This window comes from Sphingosinicella sp. LHD-64 (assembly GCF_031157375.1).
GTDB lineage: Bacteria > Pseudomonadota > Alphaproteobacteria > Sphingomonadales > Sphingomonadaceae > Allosphingosinicella.
Window position 1 is genome coordinate 922,743 of record NZ_JAVIFV010000003.1, and the last position, 24,566, is coordinate 947,308.

The 24,566-nt window shown below is 69.0% G+C and carries 23 protein-coding genes and 3 pseudogenes; 12 read left to right on the forward strand and 14 right to left on the reverse strand.

The window, feature by feature from the left end; genetic code table 11:
- The first annotated feature begins 51 nt into the window (after window positions 1–51).
- Both RCO27_RS12540 and RCO27_RS12545 read left to right on the forward strand, forming a co-directional pair.
- The gene (locus RCO27_RS12540) at window positions 52–843 is read left to right on the forward strand and encodes a nucleotidyltransferase family protein (protein WP_309003008.1); all 792 of its coding nucleotides are present in this window, start codon (window positions 52–54) and stop codon (window positions 841–843) included.
- Window positions 827–1,555 carry a metallophosphoesterase gene (locus RCO27_RS12545; RefSeq protein ID WP_309003009.1) on the forward strand — a complete coding sequence of 243 codons (729 nt, stop codon included), beginning with the start codon at window positions 827–829 and terminating at the stop codon, window positions 1,553–1,555. Before RCO27_RS12540 ends, RCO27_RS12545 begins: the two co-directional genes overlap by 17 nt.
- Here the strand turns inward: RCO27_RS12545 and RCO27_RS12550 are convergent.
- The 3 genes from RCO27_RS12550 to hemC are packed head-to-tail and all read right to left on the reverse strand — an operon-like array spanning window position 1,552 to window position 4,063.
- Window positions 1,552–2,505: a hypothetical protein gene (locus tag RCO27_RS12550; protein ID WP_309003010.1), complete on the reverse strand. Its 954-nt coding sequence runs from the start codon at window positions 2,503–2,505 to the stop codon at window positions 1,552–1,554. The genes RCO27_RS12545 and RCO27_RS12550 overlap by 4 nt on opposite strands.
- Window positions 2,502–3,200 carry a uroporphyrinogen-III synthase gene (locus RCO27_RS12555; protein ID WP_309003011.1) on the reverse strand — a complete coding sequence of 233 codons (699 nt, stop codon included), beginning with the start codon at window positions 3,198–3,200 and terminating at the stop codon, window positions 2,502–2,504. Before RCO27_RS12555 ends, RCO27_RS12550 begins: the two co-directional genes overlap by 4 nt.
- The gene (gene hemC / locus RCO27_RS12560; protein ID WP_309003012.1) at window positions 3,197–4,063 is read right to left on the reverse strand and encodes a hydroxymethylbilane synthase; all 867 of its coding nucleotides are present in this window, start codon (window positions 4,061–4,063) and stop codon (window positions 3,197–3,199) included. Before hemC ends, RCO27_RS12555 begins: the two co-directional genes overlap by 4 nt.
- Before the next feature lie 44 nt (window positions 4,064–4,107).
- On the opposite strand from hemC, the gene tsaD reads away from it, so the two are divergent.
- Window positions 4,108–5,142 (forward strand): tRNA (adenosine(37)-N6)-threonylcarbamoyltransferase complex transferase subunit TsaD, encoded by a 1,035-nt coding sequence (gene tsaD, locus RCO27_RS12565; protein WP_309003013.1) that lies wholly within the window; start codon window positions 4,108–4,110, stop codon window positions 5,140–5,142.
- Window positions 5,139–6,119 carry an NAD(P)H-dependent glycerol-3-phosphate dehydrogenase gene (locus RCO27_RS12570; protein WP_309003014.1) on the forward strand — a complete coding sequence of 327 codons (981 nt, stop codon included), beginning with the start codon at window positions 5,139–5,141 and terminating at the stop codon, window positions 6,117–6,119. Before tsaD ends, RCO27_RS12570 begins: the two co-directional genes overlap by 4 nt.
- Before the next feature lie 99 nt (window positions 6,120–6,218).
- Here RCO27_RS12570 and RCO27_RS12575 read toward each other — a convergent pair whose 3' ends face one another.
- Window positions 6,219–6,386: a DUF1674 domain-containing protein gene (locus RCO27_RS12575; protein WP_309003015.1), complete on the reverse strand. Its 168-nt coding sequence runs from the start codon at window positions 6,384–6,386 to the stop codon at window positions 6,219–6,221.
- Window positions 6,387–6,452: 66 nt separating this feature from the next.
- Between RCO27_RS12575 and htpX the strand changes: the two genes are divergently transcribed.
- The 5 genes from htpX (at window position 6,453) to purH (ending at window position 12,763) form a co-directional block, all read left to right on the forward strand.
- Window positions 6,453–7,349 carry a zinc metalloprotease HtpX gene (gene htpX, locus RCO27_RS12580; RefSeq protein ID WP_309003016.1) on the forward strand — a complete coding sequence of 299 codons (897 nt, stop codon included), beginning with the start codon at window positions 6,453–6,455 and terminating at the stop codon, window positions 7,347–7,349.
- On the forward strand, window positions 7,346–8,557 hold the full coding sequence (locus RCO27_RS12585; RefSeq protein WP_374990387.1) for an RsmB/NOP family class I SAM-dependent RNA methyltransferase: 1,212 nt from the start codon (window positions 7,346–7,348) through the stop codon (window positions 8,555–8,557). The genes htpX and RCO27_RS12585 overlap by 4 nt, the downstream gene beginning before the upstream one ends.
- 82 nt (window positions 8,558–8,639) lie before the next feature.
- Entirely contained in the window at window positions 8,640–9,299 is a 660-nt protein-coding gene (rpe, locus tag RCO27_RS12590; RefSeq protein WP_309003018.1) for a ribulose-phosphate 3-epimerase, read from the forward strand.
- Between the two features lie 905 nt (window positions 9,300–10,204).
- A complete protein-coding gene (locus tag RCO27_RS19270) occupies window positions 10,205–11,035 on the forward strand; it encodes a heparinase II/III family protein (RefSeq protein WP_374990388.1) in 831 nt (276 codons plus the stop codon).
- Between the two features lie 138 nt (window positions 11,036–11,173).
- Window positions 11,174–12,763: a bifunctional phosphoribosylaminoimidazolecarboxamide formyltransferase/IMP cyclohydrolase gene (purH, locus tag RCO27_RS12600; protein WP_309003020.1), complete on the forward strand. Its 1,590-nt coding sequence runs from the start codon at window positions 11,174–11,176 to the stop codon at window positions 12,761–12,763.
- 25 nt (window positions 12,764–12,788) lie between these two features.
- Here the strand turns inward: purH and RCO27_RS12605 are convergent, their stop codons facing one another.
- The gene (locus RCO27_RS12605; RefSeq protein WP_309003021.1) at window positions 12,789–14,309 is read right to left on the reverse strand and encodes an oligosaccharide flippase family protein; all 1,521 of its coding nucleotides are present in this window, start codon (window positions 14,307–14,309) and stop codon (window positions 12,789–12,791) included.
- Complete coding sequence (gene polA, locus RCO27_RS12610) at window positions 14,306–17,113, reverse strand: DNA polymerase I (RefSeq protein WP_309003022.1); 2,808 nt, start codon at window positions 17,111–17,113, stop codon at window positions 14,306–14,308. The genes RCO27_RS12605 and polA overlap by 4 nt, the downstream gene beginning before the upstream one ends.
- A 77-nt stretch (window positions 17,114–17,190) precedes the next feature.
- Between polA and RCO27_RS12615 the strand changes: the two genes are divergently transcribed.
- Window positions 17,191–18,030, forward strand: coding sequence for an alpha/beta hydrolase (locus RCO27_RS12615; protein WP_309003023.1), 840 nt, complete (start codon window positions 17,191–17,193; stop codon window positions 18,028–18,030).
- Here RCO27_RS12615 and RCO27_RS12620 read toward each other — a convergent pair.
- The 5 genes and pseudogenes from RCO27_RS12620 to RCO27_RS12640 form a co-directional block, all read right to left on the reverse strand.
- Window positions 18,027–18,179, reverse strand: a complete 153-nt coding sequence (locus tag RCO27_RS12620) for a hypothetical protein (protein WP_309003024.1) — start codon at window positions 18,177–18,179, stop codon at window positions 18,027–18,029. The two genes, RCO27_RS12615 and RCO27_RS12620, sit on opposite strands and share 4 nt — an antisense overlap.
- 183 nt (window positions 18,180–18,362) lie before the next feature.
- Window positions 18,363–19,085: pseudogene (locus RCO27_RS12625) on the reverse strand (pyridoxal-phosphate dependent enzyme); the annotation flags it as partial.
- Window positions 19,086–19,286: 201 nt separating this feature from the next.
- A complete protein-coding gene (locus RCO27_RS12630) occupies window positions 19,287–19,769 on the reverse strand; it encodes a hypothetical protein (RefSeq protein ID WP_309003025.1) in 483 nt (160 codons plus the stop codon).
- The gene (locus RCO27_RS12635; protein ID WP_309003212.1) at window positions 19,711–20,817 is read right to left on the reverse strand and encodes a UdgX family uracil-DNA binding protein; all 1,107 of its coding nucleotides are present in this window, start codon (window positions 20,815–20,817) and stop codon (window positions 19,711–19,713) included. Before RCO27_RS12635 ends, RCO27_RS12630 begins: the two co-directional genes overlap by 59 nt.
- 10 nt (window positions 20,818–20,827) lie before the next feature.
- Window positions 20,828–21,310 (reverse strand): hemerythrin domain-containing protein, encoded by a 483-nt coding sequence (locus RCO27_RS12640; RefSeq protein WP_309003026.1) that lies wholly within the window; start codon window positions 21,308–21,310, stop codon window positions 20,828–20,830.
- A gap of 266 nt (window positions 21,311–21,576) precedes the next feature.
- Between RCO27_RS12640 and RCO27_RS12645 the strand changes: the two are divergent.
- Window positions 21,577–22,544, forward strand: a pseudogene (locus RCO27_RS12645) (CocE/NonD family hydrolase); the annotation flags it as partial.
- 38 nt (window positions 22,545–22,582) lie between these two features.
- A pseudogene (locus RCO27_RS12650) lies at window positions 22,583–23,055 on the forward strand (integrase core domain-containing protein); the annotation flags it as partial.
- Here the strand turns inward: RCO27_RS12650 and pdeM are convergent.
- The 3 genes from pdeM to RCO27_RS12665 all read right to left on the reverse strand — a co-directional run bounded on the left by pdeM (window position 23,052) and on the right by RCO27_RS12665 (window position 24,557).
- Window positions 23,052–23,753 (reverse strand): ligase-associated DNA damage response endonuclease PdeM, encoded by a 702-nt coding sequence (gene pdeM, locus RCO27_RS12655; protein ID WP_309003027.1) that lies wholly within the window; start codon window positions 23,751–23,753, stop codon window positions 23,052–23,054. The pseudogene RCO27_RS12650 and the gene pdeM overlap by 4 nt on opposite strands.
- A 52-nt stretch (window positions 23,754–23,805) precedes the next feature.
- Complete coding sequence (locus tag RCO27_RS12660) at window positions 23,806–23,946, reverse strand: hypothetical protein (RefSeq protein ID WP_309003028.1); 141 nt, start codon at window positions 23,944–23,946, stop codon at window positions 23,806–23,808.
- A gap of 131 nt (window positions 23,947–24,077) precedes the next feature.
- Window positions 24,078–24,557 carry an MgtC/SapB family protein gene (locus RCO27_RS12665; protein ID WP_309003029.1) on the reverse strand — a complete coding sequence of 160 codons (480 nt, stop codon included), beginning with the start codon at window positions 24,555–24,557 and terminating at the stop codon, window positions 24,078–24,080.
- Window positions 24,558–24,566 lie beyond the last annotated feature (9 nt).

A 24,566-nucleotide genomic window follows, 5' to 3' on the forward strand; every position in this document is an offset into this window, starting at 1 on the left:
CGGACACGGGGGCCGCATCGGCCGTCCGTCCGCCGGGCAGAGGCAGGATGCATGAGCACGCAGCTTCCCGCGCTCGATCCTTCGGTGTTCGAGCCCCCGCCGGCCGCGGTCGACTTCTATGTCGAATGCCTGCGCCTGCTCGACGAATCGGGTATCCCCTTCCTGTTGTCCGGCACCTATGCCCTGTCCTGCTATACGGGCATCGTCCGGCCGACGAAGGATCTCGACGTCTTCTGCAAGCCGTCGGACGCGCCCCGGATACTCAGCTTCTTCAAGGAGCGCGGCTACCGGATCGACATCGAGGACGAGCGCTGGATCGGCAAGGTCTGGAAGGACGACCGGCATTTCTTCGACGTCATCTACAACATGTCCACCGCCGGCATGCCGGTGACCGAGGACTGGTTCGCCGAAGGCTATGAGGTCGAGGTTTACGGCACCAACGTGCGGATCACCCCGCCGACCGAGTTCATCCTCTCCAAGCTCTTCCTGCAGGACCGCTACCGCTACGACGGCGCCGACGTCGCCCACGTGATCCTCAAGAAGCATGACGAGATCGACTGGCAGAAGCTGCTGAACGCGCTGGAGCTCTACTGGGAGGTGCTCCTCATCCACGTTCTCAATTTCCGCTTCATCTACCCGACCGAGCGCGAGTGCATCCCGCGCTGGCTGTTCGACGAGCTGCTTGCCCGGCTGGCGGCACAGGCGGAGATGCCGACGGCGCGCATGAAGATCTGCCGCGGCCGCCTGTTCAGCCCGCGCGACTACATCACCGACATCACCGAATGGGGCTTCGCCGACGTGGTCGGAAAGGGCATCGAGGAGAAGCATGAGCCCAAGTCGTGACACTCTCACGCTGGCGGCGATCGGCGATCTCCATGTGACCGAGGCGAGCGAGCATCGCTACCGCGACATGTTCGCCGAGATTTCCGGGAAGGCGGACGTTGTCGCCCTGTGCGGGGACCTCACCAATTTCGGCAAGACGCGCGAGGCGGAGATCCTCGCGGAGGACCTGCGCCACTGCACCATCCCCTCGGTCGCGGTGCTCGGCAACCATGACTATGAATGCGGCCAGCCGGAGGAGGTGGCCCGCATCCTCCACGCCGCCGGTGTCACCATCCTCGCCGAGCAGGCGGTCGAGATCGAAGGCGTCGGCTTCGCCGGCGTGAAGGGCTTCCTCGGCGGCTTCGGCCGCGGCGAGCTCGGTTCGTTCGGCGAGGCGCCGATCAAGGCCTTCGTCGATGCGGCGCTGGACGAGGCGCGTAAGCTGGAGAACGCCCTGCGCTCGTTGAAGACGGAGCGGACAGTCGCCGTCCTCCACTACTCGCCGATCGCCGAGACCCTCGAGGGCGAGCCGCTGGAAATCTATCCGTTCCTAGGCTGCTCGCGTCTCGCCGATGCGATCGACCGGTTCGAGAATGTCGCCGCCGTCGTTCACGGCCACGCCCATCGCGGCACCCACGAAGGGCAGACGCCGCGCGGCATCCCGGTCTACAACTGCGCGCAGATGGTCGTGGAGGCCATCCACGGGCGGCCCTACGCGCTGATCGAAATCTAGCGCGTGGCCGGCGCTGGTGTCGGGGCGACGGCCGTTGCAGGCCCGGAGCCGCTGGCGGTCGGCGTCGGCATGCGTGGCTCCAGCAGGGCGGCGGTCTCGATCGTGTCCAGCGCGCGGCGGGCGAGCACGTAGCGGCGGGCATCGACCACCCATTCCCGTGCAGCCTCGCGGCCCGGCAGCCGCATCACCTCGGCCAGCGCGACGTCGACCTGGCCCGCCTCCAGCCGCCGCGTCGCGCGGCGCAGCCGCTCGGCGGGCACCGGGGAGGGCGTGCCCTCGCGGCGGACGATGATGAGACTTCCGAGCTCGGCCCGGACCCGCCCCCACCAGCTCTGCTGCGGCCCCTCGCCGACGAGCTGCGGTGCGATCTGGCCGAGGCCATCCTGCAGCTCCTGCAGCGTCACCGGCTCGCGCGCCGCGGCGATGATCGTGCCGACCGCCTGCGGCTGGGTCGCGCCGAAGCGCTGACGCAGCAGCGCCTCGAGGAATCCCAGCGAGACGCCGCGGTCGAGCGCGCGCCGCGCCGCGAAGGCGACCAGCAGCCCCTCGGCCCGGTCGGCATTGCCGACCGCGGCGCGCGACTGGCTGTCGACCTGGCCGAGCCGCGCCTCGATCGCCGCGACCCGGCGTGTGATCTCGGGATCGATGACGATGCGCTGCGGCTCGGCGCCGGGGGCAGGCGTGGCTTCAGGAGGGCGGGCCACTTCCGCAGGCCCGCCCGGCGTCTGGACGGTGGTCGGCGCCGGTGGCGGCGAGGCGACCTGGACGACGGGCGGCTCCGCCGGCGCGACGCCAAGGAACCGCGCCGCGGCCTCCCAGCGGCTCAGCACCCAGCCCATCGCGGCGATCCCGATCAGGAAGAAGATCAGCGCCAGGATCAGGTAGGTCGGCCATCCGCGTTGCCGCGGCTCGGCCATCCGGCCTTCGATCGGGTCGTATCTCTCGCTCATGCAGTGGGGCGCCCCATCATCGGCACAGTCTGGCACAGCTCGGCGGCAAGCTCCAGCAAGGCTTCGTCGCGCGGCCGCGCGGCGACGGCGATCGATGCCCAGCCCGTGCCGGCGGCTTCGACTGTGGCGTCGCTGATCGCGGCCAGACAAATGGCGTCGGGCGAGGCGACGAGCGTCCGAAACAGCGCCGCAGCGCGGGGCGAGTGCAGCAGCACCAGCGCGTGTCTCTGCAACGCAGCCACCGCGCGCGGATCCAAGGCGTCGGCGGCTTCGGAAACATAAACCGGCACATCCGCGATCGCGATGCCGGGCCGGCTCATCCGGCGATGATCCTGTCCGCAAGGGTGGAGCAGATATCGAGGCCCGGCCTCCGCAATCTCCTCCAGCAGCGCTGCCCCGTCGGCCGGCCCCGTCCGGACGTCGGCAAATCCCGCCTCCTGCGCTGCAGCCGCCGTCGCGTCTCCGACAGCGAAGCAGGGCAGGTCGAAAAAGGGCGCCACGCCGCCACCGCCATGGCGCGCGGCATTGGCGCTGGTCAGCATGACCGCGTCGAACGGTCCCTCGGGGGCCGTCCAGGGCAGCGGCCGCACGGTGAAGAGCGGGGCGACGACAGGCTCCAGTCCCAATGCCCGCGCCCGCGCCGCGGTTTCGTTGGCGCCGGGCTGCGGCCGCAGGATCAGGATGTCGCGGCTCATCCGGCGAACATCGCCCGCAGCGCCGGGCTGGCCCTGGCCAGCAGCCGCTGCGCCAGCTCCGCCGGATCGCTCCCGTCCTCAGCCAGCACCTCGCGGCCGTCCGGGCTCAGGATTTCCGCGCTGAGCCGCCCGTCGCCCGCCTGCGCCGCGACCGCCGACCGGCAATCGCCGCCAAGCGCGGCCAGGAACGCGCGCTCCAGCGCGACGCAGCGATGGGTCTCGCCATGGTCGATCGCGGCGACCAGACCGCGCACCTCGGCATTGTCCGCGAGGACCTCGATCCCGATCGCGCCCTGCGCCGGGGCGGGCAGAAATCCGTCCAGCGGCACGCCGATCTCCAGTCCGAGCCGGTCGAGCCCCGCGGCCGCCAGCAAGGTCGCGTCGAACTCGCCCCGTTCGATCTTCGCGAGCCGGGTCTGCACGTTGCCGCGGATCGAGGCGATCTCGAGGTCGGGCCGCCGCGCCAGCAGCTGCGCCGTCCGCCGCGGCGAGGAGGTCCCGACTCGCGCCCCCTCCGGGAGCGCGTCGAGGCTGTCCGCCCCGACCAGCCGGTCGCGCGTATCCGCCCGCTCGAGCATCGCCGCGACGACCAGCGCGTCGGGCCGGATCGTCTCGACGTCCTTCATCGAATGGACCGAAAGGTCGGTGCGCCCCTCGATCAGGCAGCGGTCGAGCTCCTTGGTCCACAGCGCCTTGCCGCCTACCTCAGCGAGCGGCCGGTCCTGGATCATGTCGCCGCTGGTGGTGATCGGCACGATCTCGGTCTCGACGCCCGCGCTGGCGCGCAGCGCCTCGGCCACCATATGGGCCTGGGCGAGCGCGAGCGGCGAGCCGCGGGTACCGATACGCAAGGGACGGATCATGCGGCGCTTGTGCTAGCGGCAAGCGGAGTGGCAGGGAAGCACGGATGAACTTGATCCTCGGCATCGAATCGAGTTGCGACGAGACGGCGGCGGCGCTGGTGACCGCCGATCGCCGCATCCTCGCGCATCGCGTCGCGGGGCAGGAGGCGGCGCATCGTCCCTATGGCGGCGTGGTGCCGGAGATCGCGGCGCGCGCCCATGTCGAGATCCTGCCGGATCTGATCGAAGAGGTTCTGGCGGAGGCCGAGGTGAAGCTCGCCGATGTCGATGCGATCGCCGCCACAGCGGGCCCCGGCCTGATCGGCGGTGTTATGGTCGGCCTGCTCACCGCGAAGGGTCTGTCTCTGTCGACAGGCAAGCCGCTGGTCGCCGTCAACCATCTCGAGGCCCATGCGCTCTCGCCGATGCTGACCGAGCCCGGTCTTGCTTTTCCCTATCTGGTGCTGCTCGTCTCAGGCGGCCATTGCCAGTTGCTCTTCGTCGAAGGCGTCGGCCATTATCGCCGGCTCGCCACCACAATCGACGACGCGGCCGGTGAGGCGTTCGACAAGACCGCCAAGCTGCTCGGCCTCGGCTATCCCGGCGGCCCGGCGGTGGAGCGGGCAGCGCAGAGTGGTAATGCTGCTGCCGTTCCGTTGCCGCGCCCGCTGGTCGGCTCGGCCGAGCCCCATTTCTCCTTCGCCGGCCTCAAGAGCGCGGTGCTGCGCGCCCGCGACTCCGGCCGATACGCAGATGCCGACATCGCCGCCTCGTTTCAGCAGGCGGTGGTCGACTGCCTCCTCGATCGTACCCGTGTCGCCCTCGAGGCCGCGTCGGGCGCTACGGCCCTGGTGGTCGCCGGTGGCGTCGCTGCGAACCAGGCGATCCGCGCGGCGCTCACGGCCCTTGCCCATGCGCACGATCTCCCGTTCGTCGCCCCGCCGCTTTGGCTTTGCACCGACAATGCCGCAATGATCGCCTGGGCCGGCGCGTTGCGTTTCGCCGGAGGGCTGGTGGACGGCCTCGACGCCCCGGCGAGGGCCCGTTGGCCGCTCGATCCCGATGCCGAGAAGGCGCGCGGGGCGGGGGTCAAGGCGTGAGGATCGGGGTTGTCGGCGCCGGCGCCTGGGGCACGGCGCTTGCTCAGATCGCCGCGGGCAGCGGCGGCGAAACGCTGATCTGGGCGCTGGAGCCCGAGGTCGTCGACTCGATCAACACGTCTCGTCAGAACGCGCTTTTCCTCAAGGGCCTGCGGCTCGCGCCCGCGATCCGCGCCACGGGGGATCTCGCCGACCTCGCCGGCTGCGATGCCTTCCTCGTCGTCACGCCCGCTCAGCATCTGCGCGCGGTCGCGGGCAGATTGCCGGCTGCCGGCAAGCCCCTGATCCTCTGCGCCAAGGGCATCGAGGAAGGCACCGGCCTGCTCATGCACGAGGTCGCAAGGGCGGTGCAGCCCGCCTCGCCGATCGCCGTCCTCTCGGGGCCGACCTTCGCCCACGAGGTGGCTGCCGGCCTGCCCACGGCGGTGACCCTCGCTGCGGCCGACAAGGCATTGGGCGAGGCGCTGATCGCCCGCATCGCCCGCCCGCATTTCCGCCCTTATTATTCCGACGATGTCGCCGGCGCCGAGGTCGGCGGCGCGGTCAAGAACGTGCTCGCCATCGCCTGCGGCGTGGTGGAGGGGCGCGGCCTCGGCCTCAACGCCCGCGCCGCCCTCATCTCGCGCGGCTTTGCGGAAATGACGCGCTTCGGTCTCGCCAAGGGCGCGCGCGCCGAGACGCTGGCCGGCCTCGCCGGCCTCGGCGACCTCGTCCTCACTTGCTCCTCGACGAGTTCGCGCAACTTCAGCCTCGGCAAGGGGCTCGGTGAGGGCGCCCGCGCCGCCGATCTCCTCGCCGATCGGCGCACGGTGGCGGAAGGCGCCTTTACCGCGCCGGTGCTGAAGCGGGCGGCCGCAGCCCTTGAGGTCGACATGCCGATCGTCAATGCGGTCTGCGCTTTGCTGCAGGAGGAGGCGTCCGTGGATGAGGTGGTGGGACAGCTCCTGTCACGACCGCTCAGAAGCGAAGGCGTTTGACCCCACCCGTCACCCTGAACTCGTTTCAGGGTCCAATCCTGCGCCGGCTCCGCGGCTCGAATCTGGATGCTGAAACATGTTCAGCATGACGGGTTGGAGTCAGAAGTCCCAGCAAATCCCCTTGTTCTCCCAGTCGCCGTAGCGCGTCGGCTCCTTGCCCTTGGGGCCGCCATGTTCGTTGCCCTCGTCGACGGGGCGGGGCTCGGGCACCGGCGGGCTCTTTGACAGGTAGGCGGGCGGTTTCACGTGCGGCGGGCGTTTGGCCATGGGGCATCCATTTGAATTCTGGGCGTCTCGCTCCCACATTTCGGCCACGGAGGTTGCGAAGGCAAGATGAGCACGTTCAGGACCATGTTGCTGCTGGCGGCACTGACCGCCCTGTTCATGGGTCTCGGCTACACGATCGGCGGCGCCGGCGGCGCGGTCATCGCCTTCCTCGTCGCGGCGGGGATGAACCTGTTCACCTACTGGAACGCCGACAAGATCGTGCTGAGGATGCACAATGCGCAGGAGGTCGACGCGCGCTCGGCGCCGCAGCTCCACGGCCTGGTGCGCGAGCTCGCGACGCGCGGCGGCCTGCCGATGCCGCGGGTCTATCTGATCGACTCGCCGCATCCCAACGCGTTCGCGACCGGCCGCAATCCCGAGAATGCGGCCGTGGCTGCGACCACTGGCCTGCTCGCGATTCTCGACACCAACGAGGTCGCCGCGGTGATGGCGCATGAGCTGGCGCACGTGAAGAATCGCGACACGCTCGTCATGACGATGACGGCGACCATCGCCGGCGCGATCTCGATGCTCGCCAATTTCGGCCTGTTCTTCCGCGGCGGCGGAAGCCAGAACCTGATCGCCACGCTGCTCGCGGTCATTGTCGCGCCGTTTGCCGCGATGCTGGTCCAGCTCGCGATCAGCCGCACCCGCGAATATGGCGCGGATCGTGGCGGCGCGCTGATGCACGGCGATCCGCGCGCGCTCGCCCGCGCACTGGCCAAGCTCGCCGGCGCAGCGCAGCGCATTCCCAATCCGGTCGCCGAGCGCAATCCGGCGGCTTCCGCGCTCTATATCGTGCCCGGCATGGGCGGCGACAGCCTGTTCTCGACCCATCCGGCGACCGAGAACCGGATCGCCGCGCTGGAGGCAATGGCGGCCGAGCTCGGCGGTCCCCGCCCGGCGCCGCGCGTCGCCGGCGGCAGCGCTTCCGCGCTCGACCCGCTCGGGCGCCGCCGCTGAACCGCGCCGATCCGCCGGGCACGGCCGCGCGCCGCGCGGCCTTGCGTCTGCTCGATGCGGTGCTGCGCAGGGGATTGCCGCTGGAAAGCGCGCTGGACGCCGCCGCCCGCGATCTCGACCGCGCCGACGACCGTGCCTTCGCCCACGCCATCGCCGCCGAGGCGCTGCGGCGCCTCGCCGATCTCGACGCGCTGATCGACAGCGCGACCCGCAAGCGGCTGCCCGACGATGCGAAGGCGCGGTTCGCCCTGCGCATTGCACTCGTTCAGGCGCTCGCACTCGATACGCCGCACCATGCCGCGATCTCGACGGTGCTGCCGCTGGTCGACGGCGGCCCGCGCAAGCTGGTGCACGGCGTGTTCAGCGCGGTGATGCGGCAGCAGCCGGTCCTGCCCGACGTCCCGACCCTGCCCGAGCCGGTCGCGATGCGCTGGCTGAAGGCTTGGGGCGAGGACGTCCTTGATGCAGCTGCCCGCGCGATCGCCACACCGCCGCCGATCGATCTGTCCTTCCCGGCAGACTCGCCGCCACCCGGGATCGAGGGGATCAGCCTGTTGCCCGGCCATCTGCGCCTCCCGCGCGGCACCTCGGTCGCGGCCCTTCCCGGCTATGCAGGGGGCGAATTCTGGGTGCAGGATATCTCGGCCTCGCTCCCCGCCCGCCTGCTCGGTCCGGGCGACGGCCGCACGGCGCTGGATCTGTGCGCCGCCCCTGGCGGCAAGACGATGCAGCTCGCCGCCGCCGGGTGGCGGGTGACGGCAGTCGATGCCTCGGAAAGTCGCCTCGCGCGACTTTCGGACAATCTCTCCCGCACCGGCCTTTCCGCGGAGGTGGTCGCCGCCGGTGTGATGGCCTGGGCGACGCCCGCGCCGGTCGACGCGATCCTGCTCGACGCGCCCTGCTCGGCGACCGGCATCTTCCGCCGCCACCCCGACGTCCTCCACCGCGTCCGCCCGAAGGCGATCGCGGAGCTGGCCGAGGTGCAGCAGGCGATGCTCGCCCGCGCCGCCGACTGGCTGAATCCCGGCGGCGCACTCGTTTATTCGGTCTGCTCGCTGGAGCCGCAGGAGGGCGAGGCGGTCGCCCGCACCTTCCTCGCAAGCCGGCCGGATTTCGTTCAGGAGGACGAGCAACGCATCCTTCCAGGCACATACGAAGAAGCCGGTGGCGCCGACAGCTTCTATCTGACCCGCTTTCGACGCGCCTGACGCCCTTTCGGAGGCAATTAGCCGGGGATAAGTCCCGCCGCTTCCTTGCCCCGCGAGTCGCGCGGATGCTAGATTCGCCGCCGTGCCGCAGCCCGTCCGCATCTCCCCCTCGATCCTCTCCGCCGATTTCGCGCGCCTCGGCGAGGAGATCCGTGCCGTTGACGAAGCGGGGGCCGACTGGATCCACGTCGACGTGATGGACGGCCATTTCGTGCCCAACATCACGATCGGCCCGGCGGTGGTGAAGGCGCTGCGCCCGCACACGGCCAAGCCGTTCGACGTCCATCTGATGATCTCGCCGGTGGATTCGTATCTTGAGGCCTTCGCGGAGGCCGGTGCCGACACGATCACCGTCCATCCCGAGGCCGGTCCGCACCTTCATCGCACGATCCAGGCGATCAGGGCGCTGGGCAAGCGCGCCGGCGTCTCGCTCAATCCCGCGACCCCGGCCAAGGCGCTCGATTATGTGCTGGAGGAGGTCGACCTCGTCCTGGTGATGAGCGTCAATCCCGGCTTCGGCGGCCAGAAGTTCATCGAGAGCCAGCTGCGCAAGATCGAGGCGATCCGGGGGCGGATCGACAAGCTCGGCAAGCCCATCGACCTCGAGGTCGACGGCGGCATCGACCAGTCCAACTGCCGCCGCGTCGTCGATGCCGGCGCCGACGCGCTCGTCGCCGGCACCGCGACCTTCAAGGGCGGCCCCGCCGCCTATGCCGAGAACATCCGGGCCTTGCGGGGATGAGCCTGCTCGAGCGGATCGACGCCGAGGAGGGCGAGATCGAGCCGGGCAAGCGACTGATCCGCGTCGGCGACGATCGCGGCCTCTCCCTGTTCGAGCGGATGGGCTACCGGCTCCACCGCCTCGCCTGGCGTACGCCGCTGCACAAGCTGCGCCTGCGCGGCCGCGTCCCGCTGAAGCTGATCGCCGTCCCGAAAGACCCTGTCGCAGGCGAGAAGACGGCCGGTGAGGCGCTGATCGACGGCGCCTTTTTCCATCACGGGCACGAGCTGCCGGTCGACGGGCTCGATTTCACCGCCACCGGCTACCCGGAGGACTTCGCCGACTATCTGCAGAGCTTCGCCTGGCTCCGCGATCTCGCCGCCGCCGTCACCCGCGATCGCGGCGCCGGGGTCGCCGAAGCCGTGATGCGCAAATGGCTCGATGCCTATGGTGAGCATGTCGGCGAGCCGGCCTGGCGCGCCGATCTCTGGGGCCGGCGCATCCTCTTCTGGACCGCCTACGCCCCCTATATCCTCTCCAGCAGCGACATCGTCTACCGCTCGTCGGTCCTCTACGCGCTCGCCCGCGGCGCCCGCCATCTCGATCGCGGCGCCGACAAGGTCCCGCCCGGTCTGCCGCGCGTCACCGCCTGGTGCGGTGTCATCGCCGCCGCCCTGCTCGTCCAGGGCGGTCCGGCGCGGCTGAAATCGGGTGAGGCGGGCCTCACCCGCGCGCTCAGCCTCTCGCTTCACGACGACGGTGGCCTGATCAGCCGCGCGCCGTTCGAGCAGCTCGCTCTGGTCGAGACGCTGTCGCAGCTGCGCTCGGCCTACATCGCCGGCCGCCGCGACCTGCCGGACTGGCTGATCGAGGCGCTGGAAGCGGCGGTCGGCGCGCTGCTCGCCGTCACGCTAGGCGATGACGGCCTGTCGAGCTGGCAGGGCGGCAACAAGGCGAGCCGGCGCCGCGTCCTCGCCGCCGTCGAGGCGTCCGCCGTCACCTCGCAGGCGCTCCGCCAGGCGCGGGGCTGGGGCTATCAACGCGTCCAGTGCAAGCAGAGCGTGCTCATTTTCGACGCCGCCCCGCCCCCGCCGCCCCGCGCGCTCTCCGGCGGCTGCGCCTCGACCCTCGCCTTCGAGTTCAGCGACGGAGCGGATCGCCTGATCGTCAATTGCGGCGGCGAGGGGTCAGCGAAGGGCGCACTGCCCGAAGCGCTGGCCAACGGCCTCAGGACCACCGCCGCCCATTCGACCCTGACCCTCGCCGATCGCAACTCGACCGCGATCCACGAGGACGGTTCCCTCGGCAAGGGCGTCGGCCAGGTCGAGATGTCGCGCGACCAGACCGCTGGCATCGCCCGGGTCGAAGCCACGCACGACGGCTATGCCCGCCGCTTCGGCCTGATCCACGAGCGCCGCCTCACCCTGTCGCCCGACGGTCGCCAGCTGACCGGCGAGGACCGCCTCCACCCCGCGGAGAAGCGTCGCCGCCACGCCGAGACCATCGCCTTCGCCGTCCGCTTCCATCTCGCTCCGGCGGTCGAGGTGACCGCCACCGCCGACGGCCAGGGCGCGATCCTGCGCCTGCGCGGCGGCGCGGCCTGGCAGTTCCGCTGCCGCGGCGGCCAGCTGATGCTGGAAGACAGTGTCTGGATCGACGGTTCGGTACGCGCCCAGCCGACCCTGATGCTCGCCATCACCGGCGAAACGCCGCCCGATGGCATGACGATTTCATGGGAGCTCAAGCGGGCCTCCTGATCGTCATCCCGGCGCAGACCGGGATCTGAGGACCAGGAGTCACGGCATGTCTCCACGAGGCCCCGGCCTGCGCCGGGGTGACGGGCTGGTCAGTAGACGCTAAGGGCCTCGCAAACTCAGCCTCTTCAAGGACTCCCGATGACCGACGTGAGGATCACGCGCGCGCTGCTCTCCGTTTCCGACAAGACCGGCCTCGCCGAACTGGGCCGGGCCCTCGCCCGCCACGGCGTCGACCTGATCTCGACCGGCGGCACCGCCGGGGCATTGCGCGACGCGGGCCTCGACGTGCGCGACATTTCGGACCTCACCGGCCTTCCGGAAATGATGGACGGCCGGGTGAAGACACTTCATCCCAAGGTCCATGGCGGCCTGCTCGCCGTCCGCGACGACCCCGCCCATGCCAAGGCGATGACGGATCACGACATCGGCCCGATCGACCTCGTCGTCGTCAATCTCTACCCGTTCGCCGAGACCGTCGCCAAGGGCGCCGAGCGCGACGAGATCATCGAGAATATCGACATCGGCGGCCCGTCGATGGTCCGCTCGGCCGCGAAGAACCATGCCTATGTCGCCATCGTCACCGATCCGGCCGACTATGGCGAGTTGATCACCGCGCTCGAGGCCAGTGGCGGCATGACGTCATCGGATCTGCGCAAGCGCCTTGCCGCCAAGGCGTTCGCTGCAACCGCCGCCTATGACGGGATGATCGCGAGCTGGTTCGGCTTCGCCGACCAGGGGCAGCTGTTTCCGGAGACGCTGCCGCTGACCCTGAAGCGCAGCGCCGAGCTGCGTTACGGCGAGAATCCGCACCAGAAGGCCGCCTTCTACACCGCCACCGGCCCGGCGGCGCGCGGCATCGGCCAGGCCCGGCAGGTGCAGGGCAAGGAGCTGTCCTATAACAATTACAACGACGCCGATGCCGCGCTCGAGCTGGTTGCCGAGTTCCGCGACACCGCGCCGACCTGCGTCATCGTCAAGCACGCCAATCCCTGCGGCGTGGCCACCGCCGCGACCCTGAACGCGGCCTATGAGGCGGCCTTCGCCTGCGACAGCGTCTCGGCCTTCGGTGGCATCATCGCGGTCAACCGCGCGCTCGATGCGGCGACCGCGCAGGCGATCGCCGGCATCTTCACCGAGGTCGTCGTCGCCCCCGACGCCGACGACGCCGCGCTCGCCGTCTTCGCCGCGAAGAAGAATCTCCGCCTGCTTCTGACCGGCGAGCTGCCCGATCCGGCGCGAGGCGGCCTCCAGGCCAAGTCGATCGCCGGCGGTTGGCTGGTCCAGAGCCGCGACAACGGCCGGATCGTTGCCGAGGACCTCAAGGTCGTGACGAAGCGCCCCCCGACGGACGGTGAGCTGGCCGACTGCCTGTTCGCCTGGACCGTCGCCAAGCATGTGAAGTCGAACGCCATCGTCTATGCGAAGGACGGCGCCACCGCCGGCATCGGGGCCGGCCAGATGAACCGCCTCGAATCCTCGCGCATCGCCGCCTGGAAGGCCCGGGACGCGGCTGAAAAGGCCGGCTGGCCCGCGCCGCGCACGATCGGCTCGGTGGTCGCCTCGGATGCCTTCTTCCCCTTCCCGGATGGCTTGCTGACCGCCGCCGAAGCAGGCGCCACCGCCGTGATCCAGCCTGGTGGCTCGATCCGCGACGCGGAGGTCATCGCCGCCGCCGACGAAGCCGGCCTGGCGATGGTCTTCACCGGCGCGCGCCACTTCCGACACTGAGCGGCCGTTCCCGGATTGCTCGGGCCTATTTTTCCGGCGGCAAAGCCGGTGTTTCGTCCGCTTCATGCTTGCGAAACAGCGCCCGGTCCTCGCTGGTGAACCCGCGCCGCCAGACGATATAGCCGAACGTGCCGAGGATCAGCGGGATGCCGAACACCAGCTCGCTCCATTCGTAGCGGCGCGGCAGTGCGGTGAAGACATAGCCGATCACCGTCGCCGCGGCCGCCGCCCAGACGAGCGGCCAGCGCCAGCCCTGCACCGGCGCGCCGAGCAGTCGCGACAGCAGGTTCGCCTTCATCACCGACGCGAAGCCGAGTGCCAGCGTGAGGGCAATCGCCGCGCCCGCGGCCTGGAAGGCCTGCGACCAGCCCAACTCACGCATGGCGAGGATGATGGCGACGGTCAGCACCGCCTGCACGCCCAGCATCGCCATGGAAATGAGCAGGTTGCGGTGGCGCGCGATGTACACCAGCGCCGCCTCGGATACGACGGCCGTCGCAGCTACGACTTCGGCGAGGAGCAGGAAGGCGAGCGCGCCGGTGCCGCCGACGAACTGCGGACCGACTAGCCCCATCACCGCCTCGCCGGGGATACCAAGGGCGAGGCCGATCCCGGCCTGGGCGGCGATGATCCAGAAGCCGACCTGGCGGACCTGCTTCGCGACCGCCTGCTTGTCGTCCTCGGCGAGCTTCTGGGTGATGACCGGCGCGAGGATCGGATCGAAGCTGGTCTTAAGCTTCTGCGGCAGCGAGGCGACCTGCTGGGCGATATAGTAGACGCCGACCCAATAGGGCGCGACGAACAGGCCGAGGATGGCGATGTCGAGCCGGCGCGAGCCCCATTCGATCGCATCGGCCGCGGCGAGCGGCACGTTGCGCCGCGCCACCGCCAGGATCTCGTCCGGCCGCGGCGTCCATCCCCGCGGCGCGCCGTAGCTGCGTCCCAGCCGCCAGAGCGCGGTCAGCAATCCGGCGACGATCGAGATGACATAGGCGATGATCAGGCCGTCGCGCGACGACAGGAAGATCATTGCGAAGGCGGCGAGGCTGATCGTCCACGGTTCGACGATGGCGCGGACATGGACGGTCGAGGCGACGTCATGGCGGTAGGCGAGCGCGGCCAGCGCCACGTCCGCCCCGGCGATCCCGAAGATGACCAGCGGCAGCAGCCATTCGGCGCCACGTATGTCGTTGGCCGGGAACATCGCCTGCGGAAAGAGCATGAGGGCGCCGCTCGCCAGTGCCGAGGCGATGAAGGCGGCCAGCAGCCCATCCCAGACCACCCAGACGTGCGGTTTCTCGGTCGTCGCGAGCTGCTGGGCAAGGCCGCGCTTCAGGCCGATCGTCGCGAGCTGCGCGGCAAGCTCGATGACGATGATCGCATAAGCAAACCGCCCGAGCAGCTCCGGCCCATAATAACGCCCGGCGATGAACAGGAAGGGCAGCCGCGCAACGAGGCGCAGCAGGAAGCCGAGGAAGTTGGTCCGCCCGCCCTTCGCCAGCGCGGCGATGTCCTGATCGGTCTGCCCGGGGGCAGGCTCACTCAATGCGCTTCGCCCCAGTTCGGCCCGGTGCCGATCTCGACACCGAGCGGCACGCTCAGTTTGAACGCCGGCTCGGTGGCGCTCTCCATCACCCGGCGCACCACCGCCCTGGCCGGCTCAACCTTGTCCTCGGGCACTTCGAACACGAGCTCGTCATGGACCTGGAGCAGCATGCGCACCTCACCCAGCCCCTCGGCGTTCAGCGCCGGCCCCATCCGCGCCATCGCCCGCTTGATGATGTCGGCGGCCGTCCCCTGGATCGGCGCGTTGATGGCCGCGCGTTCGGCGCCCTGCCGCTCGTGCTGGACGGAGGAGTTGAGCCGCGGGAAATGCGTCTTGCGGCCGAACAGGGTGGTGGTGAAGCCGGTTTCCTTGGCGTGGGTCAGCGTGTCGCCGATATAGGCGCGGATGCCGGGGAAGCGCTCGAAATAGCGGTCGATGATCGCCTGCGCCTCGTCCGCCGTCACCTCCAGCCGCCCCGCCAGCCCCCAGCGCGAGATACCGTAGAGGATCGCGAAGTTGATCGTCTTTGCCGACGCGCGGGTGTCGCGGTTGACCTCGCCGAAAAGCTCCTGCGCGGTCATGTTGTGGATGTCCTCGCCCCGCTCGAACGCGGCGCGCAGCTGCGGCACGTCGCAGATATGGGCGGCGAGCCTGAGCTCGATCTGGCTGTAGTCGGCCGACATCATCACATGGCCCGGCTCGGCGATGAACGCGTCGCGGATGCGCCGGCCGATCTCGGTGCGGATCGGGATGTTCATCAGGTTGGGGTCGGTCGAGGCCAGCCGCCCGGTCTGCGCGCCGGAAAGGGAGTAGCTGGTGTGGACGCGACCAGTTGTCGCGTTGATCTGCTCCTGCAGCGCGTCAGTATAGGTACTCTTGAGCTTCGAGAGCTGCCGCCAGTCGAGGATCAGCCGCGCGATCGGCACCCCCTCGCGCCCCAGCCGCTCCAGCTCGGTGACGTCGGTCGACCAGGTGCCGGACTTGCCCTTGCGCCCGCCCGACAGGCCCATCCGGTTGAACAGGATGTCGCCCAGTTGCTGCGGCGAACCGATCGTGAAGCGCGTGCCGGCGGCCTCGTAGACCTGGTCCTCAAGTGCCGCGATCTGGGTGGTGAATTCGGCCGACAGCGATTTCAGCGCGTCGCTGTCGACCTTGACCCCGCCCTGCTCCATCGCGCCGATGACGGACACCATCGGCCGGTCGACCATCTCGTAAACCCGCGTCACCTTCTCAAACGGCAGGCGCGCGCGGAAGCGCAGCCACAGGCGCAGCGCGACATCGGCATCCTCGGCGGCATATTCGGTCGCCTTGTCGACCGGCACCCTGTCGAAGGTGATCTGCTTCTGCCCCGTCCCGCACAGCGACTTGTAGGGGATGCATTCGTGGTCGAGATGCTTCTTCGCCAGATCGTCGAGCGCATGGCTGTTGAGGCCGCCTGCATCGAGGTTGAAGCTCATCACCAACGTATCGTCATAGGGCGCGAGATCGATCCCGCGCTGACGGAACACGACCCAGTCGAACTTGAGGTTGTGGCCGATCTTGAGGATCGCCTCCTCCTCGAGCAGCGGCTTCAGTCGTTCCAGCACCAGCGCCACGGGCAGCTGCGGCGGCCGCTCGTCGAACATGTCGCCGCCGCCATGCTCGAGCGGAATGTAGCAGGCCTTGTTGCAGTCGGTGGCGAGGCTGATCCCGACCAGCTTCGCGGTCACGCAGTCGCGCCCGTCCGTCTCGGTGTCGATCGCCACCAGCCCCTTCTCGCGGATCGCGGCGATCCACTGGTCCAGCGCCGCCTCGTCGGCCACCGTCTCGTAGAGCGACCGGTCAATCTTCGGCTCGGGCCGCACCTCGCGCTGAGTCACCGCCGGCGTCGCCACATTCGTGGCCGCAGGTGCGCCCGCCGCGGCACCCGCGCCGCCAGCCAGCCGGTTCAGCAGCGACTTGAAGCCATGATGCTCGAGGAATTCCCTGAGCGGCTCCGGCGGGATTCCCTTCATCGCCAGCGCCTCGAGTGGCTCGGGAATCGGCGCGTCGCAGACCAGCTCGACCAGCCGGCGCGACAGCCGCGCCATCTCGGCATGCTCGATCAGGTTCGCCTTGAGCTTGGGCTTGGTGATCTCCTCGACATGGGCGAGCACGCCCTCGACGTCGCCATATTGCTGGATGAGCTGGGTCGCGGTCTTGGGTCCGACGCCCGGCACCCCCGGCACATTGTCGACGCTGTCGCCCATCAGCGCCAGCACCTCGCCGACCTTCTCCGGGCCGACGCCGAACTTCTCGATCACCTCGGCGACGCCGATCCGGCGGTCGTTCATCGTGTCGAGCATGTCGACCTTGCCGTCCTCGACGAGCTGCATCAGGTCCTTGTCGGAGGAGACGATCGTCACCTTCCAGCCGGCCCTGACCGCCTCCTTGGCGTAGCAGGCGATGATGTCGTCCGCCTCCAGCCCGTCCTCCTCGATGCAGGGGATCGAGAAGGCGCGAGTCGCGTCGCGGATCAGCGGGAATTGCGGCACCAGCTCGGGCGGCGCCGGCGGCCGGTTCGCCTTATACTGGTCGTACATCTGGTTGCGGTGGGTGCTTTCCGACGCGTCGAGGATCACCGCCAGATGGGTCGGCGCGCCCGCTCCTTCGACGCCGCCCGGGGCCGGCTTGTTGAGGCTCTCGGCGAGCTTCCACAGCATCGTCGTATAGCCATAGACGGCGCCGACATTGAGACCGTGCTTGTTGGTGAGCGGCGGCAGCCGGTGGAAGGCCCGGAAGATGTAGGACGAGCCGTCGACGAGATAGAGGTGCGGGGAGGACATGCGCGTTGTCTAGCCTTTGCCGCGAAAGCCGTGAAGGGTAAGGCTGCGTTCAACCAGCCGATCCTAGGAGACATGGGATGAAACGCAGGGATTTCATCCTGTTGGGCACCGTCTTCGCGCTGACCGGGCTTGCCGTCCCGGCCGCCGCGCAACGCTTCCGGCCGACCCGCTTCTCGGCTCAGGTGCGGGGGCGCGGGCCCGATGTGATCCTGATTCCGGGTCTGACTTCGGGCCGCGACGTCTGGGCCGGCACCGTCGCCGCCGTCCCCGGCTACCGCTATCACCTCCTCCAGGTCGCGGGCTTCGCCGGCGAGCCGGCGGGCGCCAACCGCACCGGCCCGCTCGTCCGCCCGCTCGCCGACGAGATTATCCGCTACATCGAGATGCACGGCCTGCGCCGTCCCGCCATCGTCGGTCATTCGATGGGCGGGGCGCTCGCCATGATGATCGCGGCGCGCCGGCCGGAGCTGCCCGGGCGGATCATGGTCGTCGATATGCTGCCCCAGCCCGCCGGCCTGCTCGGCGGCACCGCCACCGGCTGGGGGCCGCTCGCCCGCAGCCTCGGATCGATGATGGAGACGCCCGGCGGCCGCCAGCTCTTCGCCAATCTGATGGGCGCGTTCAGTCCGCCCGGCGCGCCGAACCGCCGCAGCGATCCCGATGTGGTCGGCCGCGCGATGAGCGAGCTCACCTCGACCGATCTCACGCCCCAGCTCCCCCGCATCCGCGCGCCGATGACGGTGGTCTACGGTTCGGCCGACCCGCGCGGGCGCGCCGCCGTCGATCGGGAATTCGCGACAGCCTATGCACCCGCCCGCAGCGCGCGGCTGGTTCGCATCGACGGCGCTGGCCACATGGTAATGCTCGACCAGCCGGCCCGTTTCCAGCGCGCGCTGAGGACGTTCCTCAGCGGCTAGGCCGCCATCGCCGCCACGGGGGCGTGGCAGACGAACTCGATCAGCCGGCCGTCCGGATCGCGGAAGAAGCCGGCATAATAGCTCGGGTGAATGTGCGGCATCACAGCCGGCGCGCGGTCGAGCCGGTGCCCCGCAACGACGCCCGCCATATGGATCGCATCGATCGTCGCGCGACGGCGCGCCCGCGCCGATGAAGAAGTCGAGCCGGCTGCCCACGCCGAAACCCTTGACCGGCCCGTCCAGCTTCAGCGCGTAGCCGAGCGGCGCCAGGAGGTCGGCATAGAAGCGGACGTGGGCATCCACGTCGCGGATACGGATCTCGATATGGTCGATCATTTCCGGGTCTCCTCAGACATTGCCGCCGCACAGGGGGACGGCGATCCGTTTGCCCCGCCAGCGCGGTCCGGATCGGCGATCAGGGCGGCGAGGCCGGCCGCGCTGGCCGGTTCGACGACGAGGTCCAGCACCTCGCCGAGCAGCGCCATCGCGGTCCGGATATGGTCGTCCGCGACGAGCACGACATCGTCGATCACCGCGCGGACCGCCGGGATGGCCGAGGGGATCGGCACACGAACCGCGATACCGTCGGCGATCGTGTCGGCGGTCGCGGTCTCGATCACCCGGCCGGTCCGCACGGATTCCGCCATGGCCGGCGCGCGGCGCGCGGCGGCCGCCGCCGTCTCCACGCCGGGCAAGGCATGCTTGGCCCAGCACCCCGTGCCGGTGGCGAGCGCGCCGTTGCCGAGCGGCACGATCAGCGCGTCGAAGGCGCCGGCCTCGGTGATCTCCCGCGCCAGCGTCCCGGCGCCCTCGGCGATCGCGGCATGGGCACCGTCCTCGACATAGAACAGCCCTTCCGCGGCCGCATGAGCCTCCGCTTCGGCCTTGGCCGCGTCATAGTCCTCGCCCGCGAGCTTCACGGTCGCGCCGAGCCGGCGCATCGCCGCGATCTTCGCCGGCACGGCATGGCGCGAGGCGAAGACGGTGAGCGCGAAGCCATGTCCGCGCGCGGCCCAGGCGAGGCCCTGCCCGAAATTGCCCGCCGACGCGCAAAACCAGGGCCGGCCGGAGAGCCGGGCCGCGAAATTGCACCTTCACAGCCGAAGCGGGGGATTTACAGTCCCTTGAGTTCACTCATACCCAGCCCGTCCGCAACTGACGGGCATGAAACCCGTCAAGCAGACGGACAATATCGGGCGGTGACTTCAATCCGGAACATGGCGTGGTCCATTCGGAACGCTCGTGCCTCTAGATGATCAGTCGATCAGGCCGTTATCGCGGAGGACCTGACGCTCATCGCCGGTGATCCAGGCGAAGACCTTCGGCGTCCCATCGCGAATCTGGAGCAGGTAAATGTTGGTGAAGGGGATTTCCTTGCCGCCCTTGTAGCGGGCGACCCAGTCGACATGGGCCATGGCGTGGTGGTCGTCGAGGTCGGTGACCCTGACATCGGCGACGTCCATCGCAAGCGTGCCGATCCTGCGATAATATTTGATGCCGCGCGGGATCATCAGGCGGAAGAGGAGGCCGTTGCGGCCGCCCGCGACGCCGTTGGGATCGGCGCCCACGAAATAGCGGGCGAAGGCCTCGCGCGTCCCCGTGACGTCAATCTTCGACGGGTCGGCGAGGGCGTCGTTCATGCGCTGCGCATAGGCCGCGAAGAAGGGCCGGATCAGCGCCTCATGCGAGCGCCCTGGCGCGCTTGCCGATGTGCCCGAGGTCTTCGACGAAGCGGGCATATTCCTCTTCCTTGTTGTCGCGGACGCGGAGCAGGAAGCTCGGATGCACTGTCACCCAGGCCTCGCCGACATCAGCGAGCGCATGGCCCTTGCCGCGCAGCGCCGAGATCGTCACCGCCTTACCGAACAGCGATCGGGCCGCGGTGGCGCCGAGGGCGACGGTGAGCTCGGGCCGGATCAGCGCCAGCTCCTGCTGGATCCACGAGCGGCAGGCGGCGATCTCCCCGCCGTTCGGCTTCTCGTGAATGCGACGCTTGCCGCGGCGGACGAACTTGAAATGCTTGACCGCATTGGTGACGTAGGTGCGCTTGCGATCGATCCCGGCCTCGGCCAAGGCTTTGTCGAAGAGCTGACCAGCGGGGCCGACGAAGGGCTTCCCAGCGAGATCCTCCTGATCGCCCGGCTGCTCCCCGACGAAGACGATGCTCGCACCGAGCGGCCCCTCGCCGAACACCGTTTGCGTCGCATGCTTGTAGAGATCGCAGCGGGTGCAGTGCGCCGCCTCGGCGCACACCGATTCCCATCTCTTCGTCACATTGCCGCCGGCCATCTCGGCGACCGAGGCGGCGACCATCTGCGTCTCCCACGCCTGCGCACCTGCAATCAGGTCCGGCATCAACGCTGTCTCGGACATGTTTTTCCATTCGTCCTCGCCCGGTTCGCAGAGCTGCGGGAAAGCGCGCGTCTTGTGCATGTCACGGCGGACCGCGCGCGCCATCAGCTCAAGCCGGCGCAGCAGCGGATCGGCAGCGTCCTCCATCGCCCGCGGATTGTCGCGCAGACGGCAAAGGAAGGCATAGAGGAGCGAGAAGCGTTCCGGGTCGCGATGACGGATCACCGTGCGGGCGAGGTCGACGAACGGGCGTGGCACAGAAAAGGCGCCTTCCGCGGCTGGCGGAGCCGGGGCGGGCGCCATGTTGAAAAGATCGACTTCGCTTTCGACCTGCCACAACACCTCTTCCGGCGCCGCATGGACCAGGGCGAGGGCGCGGGCCGCGCTGCGCCAGCCGTCGAAATCATCCTCGGCGGCGAGGCGGACCGTGCGGATCGGCCCGCGTTCAGTCGCGCGCGTCGCCAGGGTCGTCCTCCTCGGCGAGCGCCAACTCCTTCGGCTTGCGCGCCTCGAACACGCAGGCGAGGCGGTCCTGCTCGGCCTGCGGCAGGTCCTTCGCCGCGGCCGGGAACATCTCCTCTTCCTCCTCGTCGATATGATGCTCGTAGCGGTGACGCATCTCCTTGAACTTCGCGAGCCAAGCCGAGGAGCTCATGTCGGTCTCGATCAGTTGCCCAAGGAAATCGTCGATCTCCTTGTGCTCGGCGACCGAATGGCGGGCATCGTCGCGCAGCTCGGGATTGGCGAGCATGCAGGCGTAGAGCGATTCCTCTTCGGCCGCGGCATGGGCGGAGACCTCGATCCGGAACGCCTCGAACAGATCGCGCCGCTCGGCGCTGTCGCCACTGGTCTCGCCGAGCCTGGCGAGCATCTTGCGGTGACGATCATGGTCGGCCTTCAGATCGGCGAAAATGCGGGCGTCAGCCATATGTGTCTCCTTTCCTTGTGGCTTCAACCGGCGACGGTGCCCTCTTGTTTCACGTCAGCAGATACATGCGTTCACTATATGTTCTTATGGCCACTTTGTCGAGGGCAGGCCGGCCCGCACCTTGCGTCCGCGATCTGACACCATATGCCTGACGCTCTCGACGCTTCGGGCAGGGAGGCGCGCATGAAGTTCCTGAATCGGTCTCGGTCAGCATCGCACTTCTGTGCGGCCTTTCGCTGACGCTGGCGGCGCCCGCGCAGGAGCGGATGACGGCGCCGTCGGGCGGCGACATTCCGGCGAACTTCACCCAGCCGACCGCCGCCTACGACTATGAGCGGCGCGAGGTGATGATCCCGATGCGCGACGGGGTCCGCCTGCATACCGTGATCATCGTGCCGAAAAATGCGCGGACCTGCCGATTCTGTTGACCCGCACGCCCTACAACGCCTCGGGGCGGACCTCGCGGACGGACAGCCCGCACATGCTGGCAACCTTGCCGGAGGGCGACGAGGATGTGCGCGGCAAATACGGCTCGGAGGGCGACTATGTCGTGACCCGGCCGGTGCGTGGGCCGTTCAACCCGACCGAGACCGATCACACCACCGACGCTTGGGACACGATCGAGTGGCTGGTGAACCGCGAGAACCTGCCGGAGAGCAACGGCCGGGTCGGCATGATCGGATCGTCCTACGAAGGCTTCACCGTCGTGATGGCGCTGCTCGATCCGCATCCGGCGCTGAGGGTCGCCGCGCCGCAGAGCCCGATGATCGACGGCGATGACTGGTTCCATTACGGCGCCTTCCGCCAGGCCAATATCGGCTGGATCGGGTCGCAGACCGGCTACAAGGGCGCGGGCGAGCAGCCAGCGCAGGGCGCCTATGACGATTACGAGACCTTCCGGCGGATTGGCTCGGCCGGCGCCTGGGCGCGCCAGTCCGGTTTCGACCAGCTCCCCTTCTGGCAGCGGATGAGCGCGCACCCGGCCTATGACGCCTTCTGGCAGGGGCAGGCGCTCGATCGACTGCTTACCGCCCGCCCTTCGAACGTCCCGACGATGTGGATCCAGGGCCTGTGAGACCAGGAGGACATGTACGGCGCAATCATGACCTGGGAGGCGTTGAAGGCCGCGGGCCACGAGACCAACAACTGGCTGGTGATGGGGCCATGGCGGCACAGCGGGGTCAATTACGATGGCTCGTCGCTGGGGGCGTTTCGGCGCCACACGCTGCTGCCGTGAAGGTCCCGGACCTGATCCGGGACTGCCTCTACTCGCTCCATCTCTATGTCGCGATCGACCGCACCTCGAAGCTCGCCTGCGCCCAGCTCCACGCCAAAGCCAACCGGCCCACCGCCGTTATGTTCCTGGAAGCGCTGATCGCGGCGATCCCCTACGACCTCCACACGATCCTGACCGATAATCCTGTCCTGAGCGACTGCCGCAGGCAGGCAGTCGAAGGGGGCATCCAGCACGGCATCGAGCATCGGCTCACCAAGCCCAACCATCCCTGGACCAATGGCCAGGTCGAGCGCATGAACCGCACCATCAAGGACGCCACCGTCAAACGCTACCATTGCGACAGCCACGACCAGCTCCGGCAGCATCTCCAGCTCTTCATCGACGCCCACAACCACGGCCGCAGGCTCAAGACCCTGCATGGCCTCACCCCCTACGAATATTCTGGACAGAAGAGCCGAACCGATTCAAATCAGACCCGTATCACCACCCCACGGGACCAAACACCTAGGCGGCCAGCGGGAAGCGCAGCAAGCGATCTGCAACCGGGACCAGCGCTTCCGCACCCGTCCCCACTGCACGCCCGATCTCCGGATGCCGGGCGTCGAGCCCGCCGGTCAGCGCGCCGAACGCCGGCAGGATCAGCTTGCGCTCCGTCGCGACGAAGCAGCGGCGCGACACCATCCGGCCGCGATGGCTGATCCGGAGCTTGGGATGGAAATGGCCGGACAGTTCGGGGCGGCTTTCGCCGGGCACGGCCTCGTGACGCAGGATCAGGCCGTCGATCTCCGCCTCGTCGACGATCACGCCGCCGCAGGTGTCGGTGAATGATGGGGTTGCGCTGTCCCCCGGACAGCGCAACCCCATCATGGGATCATGATTGCCGACGATCCACGTCCAGCGCGTCGCGGCCGTGAGCCCGGTCAGGATCTCGCGGGCGCGCACCGGCAGGCGATCGCAGCCGTCGCTGTCGTGGAAGCTGTCGCCCAGGCACCAGATTTCCCCGGCGCCGACTCCGACGACGAGACGAGTCAAATCCGTCAGCGTCGCAATCGAATCGTAGGGCGGCAGCATCTGCCCGCCCTTGGCGAACCAGCTCGCCTTTTCGAGATGGAGGTCGGCGACCAGCAACGCGCTGCGTGCCGGCCAGAACAAGGCGCCCTGCGACAGCGCCTCGAACTTGTGACCGCAGAACGAAAAGGGAACCATGGACCCGCTATAGCGCGGGCCGGGCCGCGATCAAGCGCCTAAGGTCTGGATCCTAGCGCGCCGCCTCGATCGCCGTCGGAGCGACCGGCGCAGCCTCGCTGACGCCGTGGAAGGCGAAGAAGAGGACGCCACCCAGCACGAAGCCCTGGCCGACCAGCGCAAACGGATTTTGCAGCTTCTTCCAGAACGTCATGACTCGTCTCGCTCTTCGTCTCGGTTGCGGCCTGCGCCGCGCAAACGCGCGCCCGTTACACAACCGAAAAGGCGTTGGCACGCAAAATCTGGTTAGAGACCCCACCTTAAACGGCACCTGAACCGGACTGTTCAGTCGCGTTCAGCTTTCTCTCCGTTCTGAGGCAGAAACCGGGTGATCAGCTTGACGAGGGTGAGCAGCGCGATGCCAAGGCCGGTGCCGACGATCACCAGCCGGTACTGCCCGGCGCCTGCAGCGATGCCGACCGCGGCCGCCACCCAGATATTGGCCGCGGTCGTCATGTTCACGACATTGGCGCCGCGCACGAAGATCACGCCGGCGGCGATGAAGCCGATCGCCTGGCTGAGCCCCTGGATCGCCCGCAGCGGATCGGGCGAATAATCGTCGCTGCGCAGCTCGACGGTCAGCATCAGCGACGAGACCATGATCATCGCCGAGCTGAGCGCGACCAGCGCATGGGTGCGTATGCCCGCCTCGTGGCCCTGCAGCTCGCGGTCGAGCCCGAGCAGCAACCCCACGAGGGCGGCGACGCCGAGCCGGAGCGTCAGCTCGGTCCAGGAGAAGACGGCGAGCGGATCATGTTCGAACACGCTCGCCCA